Origin of the sequence: Rhodococcus rhodochrous, assembly GCF_900187265.1 — a bacterium.
GTDB lineage: Bacteria > Actinomycetota > Actinomycetes > Mycobacteriales > Mycobacteriaceae > Rhodococcus > Rhodococcus rhodochrous.
In genome coordinates, this window is sequence record NZ_LT906450.1 from 5,177,113 (window position 1) to 5,189,304 (window position 12,192).

At 66.4% G+C, this 12,192-nt stretch carries 14 protein-coding genes; 5 read left to right on the plus strand and 9 right to left on the minus strand.

Annotated features, from left to right (window positions below):
• Positions 1-3: 3 nt before the first annotated feature.
• Positions 4-1,200: a 4-hydroxybenzoate 3-monooxygenase gene (locus CKW34_RS23750; RefSeq protein ID WP_059381867.1), complete on the minus strand. Its 1,197-nt coding sequence runs from the start codon at positions 1,198-1,200 to the stop codon at positions 4-6.
• A 103-nt stretch (positions 1,201-1,303) separates the two neighbouring features.
• Positions 1,304-2,062, minus strand: a complete 759-nt coding sequence (locus CKW34_RS23755; RefSeq protein ID WP_059381868.1) for an IclR family transcriptional regulator — start codon at positions 2,060-2,062, stop codon at positions 1,304-1,306.
• An 81-nt stretch (positions 2,063-2,143) separates the two neighbouring features.
• Between CKW34_RS23755 and CKW34_RS23760 the strand changes: the two genes are divergently transcribed.
• The 4 genes from CKW34_RS23760 to CKW34_RS23775 all read left to right on the plus strand — a co-directional run bounded on the left by CKW34_RS23760 (position 2,144) and on the right by CKW34_RS23775 (position 5,138).
• The gene (locus tag CKW34_RS23760) at positions 2,144-2,503 is read left to right on the plus strand and encodes an ArsR/SmtB family transcription factor (RefSeq protein WP_059381869.1); all 360 of its coding nucleotides are present in this window, start codon (positions 2,144-2,146) and stop codon (positions 2,501-2,503) included.
• The gene (gene arsB / locus CKW34_RS23765) at positions 2,500-3,579 is read left to right on the plus strand and encodes an ACR3 family arsenite efflux transporter (protein ID WP_059381870.1); all 1,080 of its coding nucleotides are present in this window, start codon (positions 2,500-2,502) and stop codon (positions 3,577-3,579) included. Before CKW34_RS23760 ends, arsB begins: the two co-directional genes overlap by 4 nt.
• A complete protein-coding gene (locus tag CKW34_RS23770) occupies positions 3,576-3,983 on the plus strand; it encodes an arsenate reductase ArsC (protein WP_059381871.1) in 408 nt (135 codons plus the stop codon). Before arsB ends, CKW34_RS23770 begins: the two co-directional genes overlap by 4 nt.
• Positions 3,984-4,187: 204 nt before the next feature.
• Complete coding sequence (locus tag CKW34_RS23775) at positions 4,188-5,138, plus strand: DUF808 domain-containing protein (protein WP_174479605.1); 951 nt, start codon at positions 4,188-4,190, stop codon at positions 5,136-5,138.
• Positions 5,139-5,161: 23 nt separating this feature from the next.
• On the opposite strand, the gene CKW34_RS23780 is transcribed toward CKW34_RS23775, so the two are convergent.
• Both CKW34_RS23780 and CKW34_RS23785 read right to left on the minus strand, forming a co-directional pair.
• Positions 5,162-5,767, minus strand: coding sequence for a phosphoribosylanthranilate isomerase (locus tag CKW34_RS23780; RefSeq protein ID WP_016692166.1), 606 nt, complete (start codon positions 5,765-5,767; stop codon positions 5,162-5,164).
• A gap of 48 nt (positions 5,768-5,815) precedes the next feature.
• The gene (locus CKW34_RS23785) at positions 5,816-6,175 is read right to left on the minus strand and encodes an Rv2640c family ArsR-like transcriptional regulator (RefSeq protein WP_059381873.1); all 360 of its coding nucleotides are present in this window, start codon (positions 6,173-6,175) and stop codon (positions 5,816-5,818) included.
• A gap of 90 nt (positions 6,176-6,265) precedes the next feature.
• Here CKW34_RS23785 and CKW34_RS23790 point away from each other — a divergent pair, with 90 nt between their 5' ends.
• Positions 6,266-6,763 carry an ArsI/CadI family heavy metal resistance metalloenzyme gene (locus tag CKW34_RS23790; protein ID WP_059381874.1) on the plus strand — a complete coding sequence of 166 codons (498 nt, stop codon included), beginning with the start codon at positions 6,266-6,268 and terminating at the stop codon, positions 6,761-6,763.
• A gap of 75 nt (positions 6,764-6,838) precedes the next feature.
• Here the strand turns inward: CKW34_RS23790 and dnaB are convergent, their stop codons facing one another.
• The 5 genes from dnaB to rpsF all read right to left on the minus strand — a co-directional run bounded on the left by dnaB (position 6,839) and on the right by rpsF (position 12,160).
• Positions 6,839-10,063, minus strand: coding sequence for a replicative DNA helicase (dnaB, locus tag CKW34_RS23795; protein WP_080968205.1), 3,225 nt, complete (start codon positions 10,061-10,063; stop codon positions 6,839-6,841).
• 469 nt (positions 10,064-10,532) lie between these two features.
• A complete protein-coding gene (gene rplI / locus CKW34_RS23800; RefSeq protein ID WP_026061132.1) occupies positions 10,533-10,988 on the minus strand; it encodes a 50S ribosomal protein L9 in 456 nt (151 codons plus the stop codon).
• A 17-nt stretch (positions 10,989-11,005) separates the two neighbouring features.
• Positions 11,006-11,248 (minus strand): 30S ribosomal protein S18, encoded by a 243-nt coding sequence (rpsR, locus tag CKW34_RS23805; protein WP_006550800.1) that lies wholly within the window; start codon positions 11,246-11,248, stop codon positions 11,006-11,008.
• Positions 11,249-11,289: 41 nt separating this feature from the next.
• Positions 11,290-11,808, minus strand: a complete 519-nt coding sequence (locus CKW34_RS23810) for a single-stranded DNA-binding protein (protein ID WP_006550801.1) — start codon at positions 11,806-11,808, stop codon at positions 11,290-11,292.
• Between the two features lie 64 nt (positions 11,809-11,872).
• The gene (gene rpsF / locus CKW34_RS23815) at positions 11,873-12,160 is read right to left on the minus strand and encodes a 30S ribosomal protein S6 (protein ID WP_006550802.1); all 288 of its coding nucleotides are present in this window, start codon (positions 12,158-12,160) and stop codon (positions 11,873-11,875) included.
• Positions 12,161-12,192: the final 32 nt, after the last annotated feature.

Sequence of the window (12,192 nt, forward strand, 5' to 3'; positions counted from 1 at the left end):
CGTTCAGCGGTCGGGCCAGCCCGTGTACGCCTCCGCGAGATACTGCTGCCCGTACCGGGAGCCGACGACCGCGGCGAGTTCACCCAGTGCCCGCTTGTTCTCGAACGACGTTGCGTCCTCACGGGTGTGGAGCATCGAGGTCATCCAGTACGAGAAGTTCTGCGCCTTCCACACGCGCTCCAGCGCCGTGTCGCTGTAGGCGTCGAGCAGATCGGACGAACCGGTGGAGAAGAACGAGTCGAGCGCGCGGAAGAGCACCCGGACGTCGGCCAGGGCGAGATTGAGCCCCTTCGCACCGGTCGGCGGGACGGTGTGCCCGGCATCGCCTGCCAGGAACAGGTTTCCGTGCCGCATCGGTTCGCACACATACGAGCGGAAGGGCAGGACCATCTGCTCGAAGATCCGGCCGCGCTCCAGCTCGAAACCGTCGGGGCCGTCGACACGCCTCTGCAGCTCGTCCCAGATCCGCTCCTCGCTCCACGTCGACGCGTCCTCGGACGGATCGCACTGGAAGTACATCCGCTGCACCGACTCGTTGCGTTGACTGATGAGGGCGAATCCATGATCCGAACGCGCATAGATCAATTCGGGTGCGCTCGGCGGAGCCTCTGTGAGGATCCCGAACCATGCGAAGGGGTACTCGATGAAGTGGTCGGTGCGGACGTCGCCCGGAATCGCCTTGCGGCAGATGCTCTGTGATCCGTCGGCTCCGACGAGGATGCGGCACCGGATCTCGACCGGCGTGCCGTCGGATTCGGTGAACCGGATCTTCGGTGTGTCGGTGGTGATGTCGAGAACCTCTGTGTCGCAAGAGCTGTAGCGCACATCACCACCGTCGCGTTCGCGCGAGGCGGCCAGGTCGACGAAGACCTCGTTCTGCGGATACAACCACACCGACTCACCCACGAGGTCCCGGAAATCGATACGGTGACTCTCGCCTCCGAAGCGCAGATCGATGCCGTCGTGGCGGTGCCCTTCGTTCAGGACACGGGTGTCGACTCCACTCTCGGTGAGCAGCGACACCGAGCCGTGCTCGAGGATGCCCGCACGGTGGGTGGTCCGGATGGTCTCGTGATCACGCTTCTCGACGACGATGTTGTCGATCCCCGCCTTCGCGAGGAGGTGGGAGAGCATGAGACCTGCCGGGCCGCCGCCGACGATGCCGACTTCGGTGGTGACGACCGTGCGGGTTGCGTTCATGTGTTCGTCCTTCGCTGCGCGTATCCGATTCGCGTCGCATCGAGTGTCGTGCGCCTCTCCCACCGCACACGTCGACTTCTCGTTCAATGAGAAAACGACCTGGTCAGTCCGGGGGACGCTCGCCCACTCCGCGCGCGATGCCGCGGGCAGCGGCCATGAGGACAGGCACGACGGCCTGCTGCCGGGACGCGCCGGTGGGCACCACCACGCCGAGCGCCGCCAGTGCATGACCCGACCGTGCGAGGACGGGCACCGCGATGCCCGTGGTGCCCTCGTCGAGCACACCGTCGAAGCGCGCATAACCCCGTCGGCGGACCTCCGCGAGCGCGCGACGGAAATCTCTCGTCGTCGCAGCGAAACGCTTCTCCACCTCGGGATGTCGTCGCCGATAGGCTTCCTGCACCTCCGCAGGTGAGAACGCGAGCATCGACATGCCCAGCGACGTGTCGTGGACGGGGAGCCGACGCGCGACCGAGGCCTGGTTGACCACCGAATCGGACGCCGACAGCCGTTCGAGGACGAGGACCTCGTCGTCCTGCAGGACCGCGAGCTGGGTGTGCTGGTGCACCACCGACTGCACGTCCTGCAGGAAGGGCAGTGCCGCCTCCCGCAGATCGCGCGCGGGTGCGCTGCGCGCGACGAGTTCCCACAGGCGCAGACCGAGCCGCACCCGCCCGTCGTCGTCCCGGGTGAGCAGACCGTGCTGCACCAACTCGCCGACGAGCCGATAGGCCGTGGCCTGCGGGATGCCGGACCTGCGGGCAAGACTCCCGACCGTCAGGCGGGGTTGGGTGTCGTCGAACGACTCGAGGATGCGAACGACGCGATCGAGCATCGAGTCACCGGACGGCGAGTTGGCCATGCCGCCATTGTTGCGTGTCCGATCCGGACGGCCTCACCACCCGGATCCGTGGACGGCTTCGACATCTGTCAATATAGACGTGTGTCGAATCAAGATCTCGTGAGTGACGACGCGTGTTGCTCTCCGCTCGTGCGCGAACCCCTGACGGGCGATCGCGCCGTCGGCCTCGCCCGGATGTTCAAGGCCCTCGGCGATCCGGTGCGTCTGCGGTTGCTGTCGCTCGTCGCGAGTCATGCCGGCGGTGAGGCGTGCGTATGCGATATCTCGGGATCGTTCGATCTGTCCCAACCGACGATCTCGCACCACCTCAGAGTTCTGCGCGAGGCAGGCCTGCTCGAGTGCGAGCGTCGCGGCACCTGGGTGTACTACTGGGTGGTTCCGGCTGCACTACGGCAACTCTCCGATGTACTCGGGATCGAGTCGATCGAGGTACCCGCATGAGTGAGCGAACTGCGGTGGACACTCCCGTGATGGGCAGGATGTCGACACTCGACCGCTTCCTTCCCGTGTGGATCGGCACCGCCATCGTCGTCGGCCTGCTGCTCGGCCGCATGATTCCCGGACTCGGAGAAGCCCTGGGTTTCATCGAGATCGACGGGATCTCGCTGCCGATCGCCCTCGGCTTGCTGATCATGATGTACCCGGTGCTGGCGAAGGTGCGCTACGACCGTCTCGACACGGTCACCGGCGACCGCACCCTGTTGATCTCGTCGCTGATCCTCAACTGGATCGTCGGTCCCGCACTGATGTTCGCGCTCGCGTGGCTGATGTTGCCGGATCTGCCCGAATACCGCACCGGTCTGATCATCGTCGGCCTCGCGCGCTGCATCGCGATGGTGATCATCTGGAACGACCTCGCGTGCGGCGACCGGGAAGCCGCAGCCGTGCTGGTCGCGATCAACTCGGTCTTCCAGGTGATCATGTTCGCCGCTCTCGGCTGGTTCTACCTGTCGGTGCTGCCCGGATGGCTCGGCCTCGAGCAGACCGGTCTCGACGTCTCCCCGTGGGAGATCGCGAAATCCGTGCTGATCTTCCTCGGGATCCCGCTCGTCGCCGGTTTCCTCACTCGTCGATTCGGCGAGAAGGCCAAGGGCCGCAGCTGGTACGAGCAGACCTTCCTGCCGCGCATCGGACCGTGGGCGCTGTACGGACTGCTGTTCACCATCGTGGTCCTGTTCGCGCTGCAGGGTGAACAGATCACCTCGCGACCACTCGACGTCGTACGCATCGCGCTGCCCCTGCTGGCGTACTTCGCGATCATGTGGGGGAGCGGGTATCTGTTCGGCGCTGCAGTAGGACTCGGCTACGAACGCACCACCACACTCGCCTTCACCGCCGCGGGCAACAACTTCGAGCTCGCCATCGCCGTCGCGATCGGCACGTTCGGGGTCGCGTCCGGGCAGGCACTGGCGGGAGTCGTCGGCCCCCTCATCGAAGTGCCCGTCCTCGTCGCACTCGTGTACGTGGCTCTGGCTCTGCGCACACGTTTCGCCGCACGCGCCGGAGGTGCGTCGTGACCACGGTCCCGTCGGTGTTGTTCGTGTGTGTGCACAATGCCGGTCGGTCCCAGATGGCCGCCGGGTTCCTGAGCCGTCTCGCGGGGGACCGCATCACAGTCCGTTCCGCCGGGTCCGCACCCGCCGAGGAGGTGAACCCTGCTGCGGTCGCGGCGATGGCCGAGGTCGGAATCGACATCTCCGGCGAGAACCCGAAGATCCTCACCGCCGACGCCGTGCAGGCCTCCGACGTCGTGATCACGATGGGATGCGGCGACACCTGCCCGGTATTCCCCGGTACGTCCTACCGGGACTGGGTGCTCGACGACCCGGCCGGACGAGGAATCGACGCCGTGCGTCCGATCCGTGACGAGATCCGGGCGAAGGTCGAGGCGTTGATCGCCGAACTGACGTCGCCGGCATGATCGAGTTCGGTAACCGCATCCACCGGGTACCCACAGGCCTGTCACGCCGGGCGTCCGCGTAGGGCGCTCGGTGTGGACGAAGTCGTCCCCGACATGCTCCGGACACCGCGTTGCACGTCATCGCAGGTCCGGTAGCGTTCCGAGACGACTCGTAATCGCGTGTCGGTCGATCGGCTCGGTGCAGCCGAACTGTGGGAGGTTCCCGTGGCTGGTGGTCTCGTCGCCCTTCTGGACGACGTCGCGGTACTTGCGAAGGCAGCCGCGGCATCCATAGACGACATCGGCGCCGCAGCCGGCAGGGCGAGCGTCAAGGCAGCGGGCGTGGTGGTCGACGACACGGCCGTCACCCCCCGCTACGTGCACGGGTTCACCCCCGATCGCGAACTGCCGATCATCCGCAAGATCGCGATCGGGTCGATCCGCAACAAGCTCCTGATCATCCTGCCGGTCGCGATGATCCTGAGTCAGTTCCTCCCGCAGGCCCTGCCGTATCTGCTCATCGCCGGTGGTCTGTTCCTCTGCTACGAGGGCGCCGAGAAGGTCTACGAAGCGCTCACCGGCGGCCACCACGAAGAAGAGGCCACCGCAGCGGAGAAGGGTCCCGAGTTCGAGAAGGCCATGATCGGCGGCGCGATCCGCACCGACCTGATCCTGTCCGCCGAGATCATGGTGATCTCGCTGGCCTCGGTCGAGGACGAACCCTTCCTGACCCGCCTGCTCGTCCTCATCGTCGTCGCCGTCCTCATTACCGTCCTGGTGTACGGCGTGGTCGCCCTGATCGTGAAGATGGATGACGTCGGCCTGGCGCTCGCGAAACGGAAGTCCACTTTCGCTCAGCGCGTCGGTCGCGGTCTCGTGACGGCGATGCCGAAGCTGATGACCGTTCTCACCGTGGTCGGCATCGCCGCCATGCTGTGGGTCGGTGGGCACATCCTGCTCGTCAACGTCGGCGAGGCCGGATTCCATTGGCCTGCGGATCGTCTGCACGATCTCGAGCACTGGTTCGGCGAGCTCGTGCACGGCGGATTCGGCGGCGTGCTGTCGTGGACCGCGGGGACCGTGGCATCCGCTCTGGTGGGCCTGGTCGTCGGTGCGATCGTCGTGCTGATCATGCACCTGATCCCGCGGCGGAAGAAGGCCGACGCCGCGCACTGACGCCGCCGGATCCCCCGGACGGGTCACTCCGAGGCGTTTCTCCGGACCGCCTGCGCGAACGCCCGCATGAGACCCGGATCCTTGACGCCGCGCTCGGCCTCGATGCCGCTGGAGACGTCGACACCCCACGCCCCGGACGTGGAAAGTGCCCTCTCGACGTTGTCGGGGTTCAGCCCGCCCGCAAGGACCCACCGGCCGGACGGCAGGGCACTGCGGTCCTGCCAGTCCCATGTCTTCCCGGCACCGGCGACTGCGCCGTCGACGAGCAACAGGTCGGCGCCGAAGTCCTCCGACAGCGCCTCGGCTCCTCCGGTGTTGATCGCGCGGATCACCGTGAATCCCGCGTCGTGCAGCACGCGCACGTCGTCGGGCGATCGCAGGTCGTGCACCTGGACGTGATCGAGATTCGCAGCCCGGGCCGTCGCAATGATCTCGTCGAGGGACGCATTCACATAGACGCCGACGGCGAGTGTTCCCGCCGGCACGCGGGTGCGGAGCGTCGCGGCCCGGTCGGGAGAGATGCGACGAGGGCTCTTCACGAGGACGAAACCGACCGCGTCGACGCCCAGTTCGACGGCGAGATCGACCGTCGCCTCGTCCTGCAGTCCGCACATCTTGATGAACGTCATCACTACCTTCCTCGCCGCTTCTCCATCTCGAGGATATGTCTGCGACCGTCAGCGGCAGCAGTTCGGATCCAGGACGACCCTGAGCGCCTCGAGGGACTCGGAGCAGGCACGGTGATAGACGTTCATCCCGCGCCGCTCGGATTCGACCATGCCCGCCTTGCGCAGTTGTCCGAGGTGATGACTCACCGTGGATTCCGCCAGATCCACACCGGCGGCGAGATCGCACGTGCACACCGCACCTTCGTCGGCGGTGAGCAGGATCGACATGAGCTTGATGCGCACCGGGTCGGCCAGGGCCTTCAGCCGCAACGCGACCTCGAGGGCGGCGTCGTCGCTCATCGGCGCGGCCGATACCGGCTCGCAGCAGATCGGGGCGCGGACATCGATCACGGGCAATGCTTTCGGCATGATTCGAGCCTAACTACCTTCTTGACATATGTCGAAATACAGGAGCATCCTGTGAGCGGTAATTCGATATATGTCACACAGGAGGAAGTCATGTCACGCATCCAGTTCGCCCTCAACGTCGAGGACCTGCCCGAAGCGGTCGCCTTCTACTCGACACTGTTCGGCACCGAACCGGCCAAGCTCGAACCGGGCTACGCCAACTTCGCGATCGCCGATCCGCCGTTGAAGCTGGTGCTGTTCGAGAACCCCGGCAAGGGCGGCACGATCAACCACCTCGGGGTCGAGGTCGACTCGTCCGAGAAGGTGCACACCGAGATCGCCCGATTGACCGAGGCGGGCCTGTTCGCCGACGAGGAGATGGGCACGACCTGTTGCTACGCCACGCAGGACAAGGCGTGGGTGACGGGTCCGGCAGGGGAGAAGTGGGAGGTGTCCACCGTCCTGGCAGATTCGGAGACCTTCGGGTCGAGCCCGCAGCATCTCGACGGCCCGCGAGAGACCGGCGACGTGGCGTGCTGCACCGCGGGCACGGCAGACGAGCGCCAGAACGAACCTTCGACGACAGGAGTCGCACCTACCTGCTGCTGAACGTCGTTCGCCGAAGGTTCCACGTCCTCGGGACTCGATCTGTCGCCCCGCCGACGGGCGGGGCGACGACTCGTATCAGCCGCGCGCCATGTCCACGAACCGCGACAGGTGCAGCTGGTGCGCGACGGTGATGGTCGCGGTCGGGCCGTTACGGTGCTTGCCGACGATGAGGTCGGCCTCGCCACCACGCGGGTCGTCGCGCTCGAACGCGTCGGGGCGGTGCAGCAGGATGACCATGTCGGCGTCCTGCTCGAGGCTGTTGTGCACCGCGATACCGTCGGCGACGAAATTGTGTGTGCCGGGCACCGTTCCGTCGTAGACGTCCTGCTCGCCGAGACTCGTGACGGAGACGATCTCGTCCCAGAACACGTTGTTGGTGGCGACCATGTCGATGTCGGCCGTGTCGAGGACATCGGCGACCCGGGCGAGCCGCGAGCGTGCACCCTCGGTGGTGCGCGGGGTGGCGGACGCGACCGGCCCGATCGGAGCGAGCTGCTCGACGGCGAGCAATTCGCCGAGCTCGGCTTCGATCTCGGGGGTGACGGTGTCGGGGCTGTGCTTGACGAGCTTCGGTCCGAGCTGCGCCAGGACCCACTGCGCCGCGGTTCCGTGCTTGCCCACGTCGTGGAGGAAGACCGCCTGGTTCTCCGCCCCGGTGACCGTGAGGTCACAGCCCTCGCCGGCATCGGTGATCCGCGCGAACACGCCGATGCGCAGGAGCAGGCGCGCGAGGTCGTCGGCGAGACGACGATCCGCCGACCGGTAGCGGACGACGGCGGCGGCAGCGCCTGCGTCCCATGCGACCTCACCGCTGTCTTCCCAGATGTGGCAGACGAGCTCGGCGACCTGCTCCTTGGGGAGCGAGAACGCGCGGGTGGGGATCAGTCGGCCGGCCACGGCGGTGTCCGCGAGAGCTGCCACCTCGTCGTCGGATGCGGGTATCACGTCGAGGGGTGCGGGCACCGCACGCGGCACTGCGACACGCTCACCGGCGACCAACTCGCCCAACGGCATCCAGCCGTCGATGGTGAGGAAGGGATGGTTCGCGGTGGCTTCGACACGACGCCCCGAGGCCAGCTCCAACCGGAAGACTTCCTTACGGCCGCTGGGGAAGACCTTCACCATCGGCCGGACGACCATCCGCATGCGTTCGTCGAGCGACCACACGAGGGGCTGTTCGCCCGACTCGAGCAGCTCGCCGAGCGTGACCTCGGCACCGGTGTCGGCACGCATGATGCGCGTGGACGCCGGCAGGCAGCCCGACTCACGGAGGTCGGAGACCTGCGGCCGCTTGTCGGTGCGCTGCTCGGGACCACGGTTGAGCTGACACACCGCGACGACCGGAACCTCGAGTTCCTTCGCGAGAAGCTTGAGGCTACGCGAGAATTCGGAGACCTCCTGCTGACGCGACTCGACCTTCTTGCCGGACGACATGAGCTGCAGGTAGTCGATGACGATGAGACGGATGTCGTGTTTCTGCTTGAGCCGCCGCGCTTTTGCGCGGATCTCCATCATCGTGAGGTTCGGCGAGTCGTCGATGAACAACGGCGCTTCGCTGATCTCGCTCATGCGACGGGCGAGACGCGTCCAGTCGTCGTCGGTCATCCGTCCGGATCGCATGTCGCCGAGCTTGATCTTCGCCTCCGCGGACAGCAGACGCATGACGATCTCGGTCTTGCCCATCTCGAGCGAGAAGATGACCGACGCCATGCCGTGCTTGATGGAACACGACCGCATGAAATCCATGCTCAGCGTGGAGTTGTGCGTGGGCACCATCGCGCGACCCGCGAGGTACATGTGGTCGCCGTCGACCTCGACGCACCGCACCGGGACCGAGGGGACCGGGCGGACGGCGACGATGCGGCGTTCGCGCGGCACGGTGGCGCGGCATTCCTTGTGCCGCACGGCCTTACTGGGCAGGACGAAGACGTCGTCGTCGGTGGTGAAGGCGACCTCGGTGCCGTCGAGCACCGGTGCGTAACCGAGGCCCGACAGGAGTTCGGCGACGCCCTGCGCCAGTCGCTCGGACGAGCCGACGAACCGGATGGTGCCGTCGTCGTCGATCTCTCCACCGGCGTCGAGCAGACCCGCGAGAAGTTCGCGACGCTGCGGTTCGGATGCCCGCTGGTATTCGGCGGGGATGTGGGCGCCGAGCGCGACGAGGGCGCTGGTGAAGCCACCTTCGCCGTCGATACGCATGTGCAGTTCGGGATCGGACGACGGGCCGCCGAGCCACGCACCGAGCGTGAAGGGGGAGACGGGCAGCTCGGTTGCCGGGAACGACAGTGCCTCGGTGTTCGCGACGGTGTGCCTGGCGTCGGCGGTGGCGGCGAGTTCGCCCGTGGTGCGGATCGCGCCGTCGCCGGTGCGCCACTGGTGCTGCTCGTCGGCGACGATCACGGTGCCGTCGGAGAACACGACGTCGAAGCACGGACGGCCGTGCATGACCTCGGTGGCGGCGAGGACGCGGGTGGGGCGGCCGTCGGCGCCGAGGAGTTCGTCGCCCACCCCGACCTCGCCCATCGTGGTCCAGCCGGTGGGGGTGGGCAGGGGAGTGTCGAGCGCGAGGGCCTTACCCACACCGGGACGTGCGGCGACGATGATCATCTGGCCGGCGTGCAGCCCGTTGGTGAGCTCGTCGAGTTCGGCGAAGCCGGTGGGCACGCCGAGGGAGATACCGCCGCGGCTGGCGATGGAGTCGATCTCGTCCATCGTGGGCTGCAGGAGTTCTTCGAGCGGCACGAAGTCTTCGGTGGTGCGTCGTTCGGCGACCTCGAAGACCTCCGCCTGCGCGCGGTCGACGATCTCGGCGACGTCCTGGCCGTCGGCGCCGGCGTAGCCGTACTGGACGATGCGGGTGCCCGCCTCGACGAGACGACGCAGGACGGCCTTCTCAGCGACGATCTCGGCGTAGTAGCCGGCGTTGGCCGCGGTGGGGACGGTCTGGGTGAGCGTGACGAGGTAGGCGGCTCCGCCGAGACGCTTGAGTTCGCCGCGCCGGTCGAGTTCGGCCGACACGGTGACCGGGTCGGCGGGTTCGCCTCGGCTGTAGAGATCGAGGATCGCGTCGTACACGGCCTGGTGGGCCGGACGGTAGAAGTCGCCGGGCCTCAGCACTTCGAGGACGTCGGCGATGGCGTCCTTGCTCAGCAGCATGCCGCCGAGCACGGACTGCTCGGCCACGAGATCCTGAGGGGGCTGCCGACCGAAGTCTCCACTCGGTTCCTCGGGAGGTCCCGAATATTCGGGATTTCCACGATCGTCAACGACGGCCACTGCAGTGCCTGCCTTCCTCCGCATGTCCCCGTCCGGCGCGCTGTGCTCCGGCGGATACCTGCACGCACTCCCGGTGTCGGTACCCGGGGTTTCGTGTCCGGTTCTACTCGCCCCTACCGACATCCTGTGTGTGGAGTCGTGCGCCCGACGTTAGGGATCCGGATGACCCTCCACAACTCGGGTTGTGCACACAGCTGGGGATGAATTGTGGAAAGAGGAGGACAGCCTTGTGCACCGGATGTGCACAACCTGGGGACAACACATCTCACATCTCCCATAACTGCAGGTAGGAGCGGAAAAATGCCTGTTCACACCTGTGGAGAAAAAGAATCTCGGCGTGTCGGAGGGCCGGGCGTGTTCACCCATTCGTTCCCCGAACGACATTCCGAGGAGTCACAACGGTGTGGTTTACCCCCCGGTTTATCCACAGGCTGTGCACAGACGACGAGGAGCCCCACGCCGACCAGGCGCGGGGCTCCTCGAGGGGCCGGAATCAGGCAGCCACGACGTTCAGCGTGAACTTCGCGGTGACATCCGGGTGCAGCTTCACGACGATCTGGTGCTTACCGGTCGCCTTGATATGAGCCTTGGGCAGCTCGACGATGCGCTTGTCGACAACCGGGCCACCGGCAGCCTTGAGAGCACCGGCGACATCGGCAGCGGTGACCGAGCCGAACAGCTTGCCCGAGTCGCTCGAGGTCTTGACGCTCAGCGAGACGTCCTCGAGGCCCTCGATCGCGGCCTTGAGCTCCTGGGCGTGCTCGAGGCCACGCACGGCGCGAGCCTCCTGAGCACGGCGGATGCCCTCGACCTGCTTCTGGGCACCACGGGTGGCGACGATCGCCAGGCCGCGGGGCAGCAGGTAGTTGCGGCCGTAGCCGTCCTTGACCTCAACGGTGTCGCCAGGCGCACCGAGGTTGTCCACGTCAGCAGTAAGGATGAGCTTCATCGTGTCCCTCCCTTTCCTCAGCGAGTCGTCGAGACGTAAGGGAGCAGAGCCACCTCACGAGAGTTCTTGACAGCAACAGCGACGTCGCGCTGGTGCTGCACGCAGTTGCCGGTGACGCGGCGAGCGCGGATCTTGCCGCGATCGCTGACGTACTTGCGCAGCAGCGTCGTGTCCTTGTAATCGATCTGCACGTTCTTTTCCTTGCAGAAGGTGCAGACCTTCTTCTTCAAAACCTTCTCGCGCGCGGGCGACTTAGGCATGGTCGTTCTCCGTAATTTTGGATGTTCCGATCGAGGTCGGATCAGAACGGAGGCTCGTCGTCCCCGGAACCACCGAAGGAGCCCGACTGCGGGGCGTCGCCCCACGGGTCGTCTCCGCCGACGTTCGTGTTCTGAGCGGGACGGCCACCGCCCGATCCACCGGAGGAACCACCGAAGCCTCCGCCACCGCCACCGCGACCGGCCTTGGTGACCTTGGCCGTGGCGTAACGGAGCGAGGGGCCGATCTCGTCGACCTCGAGCTCCACGACAGTGCGCTTCTCGCCTTCACGCGTCTCGTAGCTGCGCTGCTTGAGCCGGCCCTGCACGATCACACGCGAGCCGCGAGTCAAGCTCTCGGCCACGTTCTCCGCTGCCTCACGCCAGATGTTGCAGCGCAGGAACAGAGCCTCGCCGTCCTTCCATTCGTTGGACTGACGGTCGAACACGCGGGGCGTGGATGCAACGGTGAAGTTCGCAACCGCAGCACCCGCGGGGGTGAAACGCAGTTCGGGGTCGGCGGTCAGATTGCCGACCACGGTGATGACGGTGTCGCCTGCCATGTGGTTCCTCCTGCAGTGTGGGGAGTCCTGATGCGCCAGAGCCTACGGCCCGGCGCCGACAGGCTCACTTGCCGTGGCGCAGAACCTTGGTGCGGAGCACCGACTCGTTCAGGCCGAGCTGGCGATCCAGCTCTGCAACGGCAGCAGGCGTCGCGCTGATGTCGATCACCGCGTAGATGCCTTCGCTGTTCTTGGCGATCTCGTAGGCGAGACGGCGCTTACCCCACACGTCGACCTTGTCGACCTTGCCGCCTTCCTGGCGAATGACGTTGAGGAACGTCTCCAGCGAGGGAGCGACGGTGCGCTCGTCCAGGCTGGGGTCCAGGATGATCATCAATTCGTAATGACGCATAAGACCTCATCACCTCCTATGGACTGTGAACG

Coding starts and splice junctions, on each gene's coding strand:
- CKW34_RS23750 (WP_059381867.1), bottom strand. CDS start 1,200: ATGAACGCAACCCGCACGGTCGTCACCACCGAAGTCGGCATCGTCGGC.
- CKW34_RS23755 (WP_059381868.1), bottom strand. CDS start 2,062: ATGGCCAACTCGCCGTCCGGTGACTCGATGCTCGATCGCGTCGTTCGC.
- arsB (WP_059381870.1), top strand. CDS start 2,500: ATGAGTGAGCGAACTGCGGTGGACACTCCCGTGATGGGCAGGATGTCG.
- CKW34_RS23780 (WP_016692166.1), bottom strand. CDS start 5,767: ATGACGTTCATCAAGATGTGCGGACTGCAGGACGAGGCGACGGTCGAT.
- CKW34_RS23785 (WP_059381873.1), bottom strand. CDS start 6,175: ATGCCGAAAGCATTGCCCGTGATCGATGTCCGCGCCCCGATCTGCTGC.
- CKW34_RS23790 (WP_059381874.1), top strand. CDS start 6,266: ATGTCACGCATCCAGTTCGCCCTCAACGTCGAGGACCTGCCCGAAGCG.
- dnaB (WP_080968205.1), bottom strand. CDS start 10,063: ATGCGGAGGAAGGCAGGCACTGCAGTGGCCGTCGTTGACGATCGTGGA.
- rplI (WP_026061132.1), bottom strand. CDS start 10,988: ATGAAGCTCATCCTTACTGCTGACGTGGACAACCTCGGTGCGCCTGGC.
- rpsR (WP_006550800.1), bottom strand. CDS start 11,248: ATGCCTAAGTCGCCCGCGCGCGAGAAGGTTTTGAAGAAGAAGGTCTGC.
- CKW34_RS23810 (WP_006550801.1), bottom strand. CDS start 11,808: ATGGCAGGCGACACCGTCATCACCGTGGTCGGCAATCTGACCGCCGAC.
- rpsF (WP_006550802.1), bottom strand. CDS start 12,160: ATGCGTCATTACGAATTGATGATCATCCTGGACCCCAGCCTGGACGAG.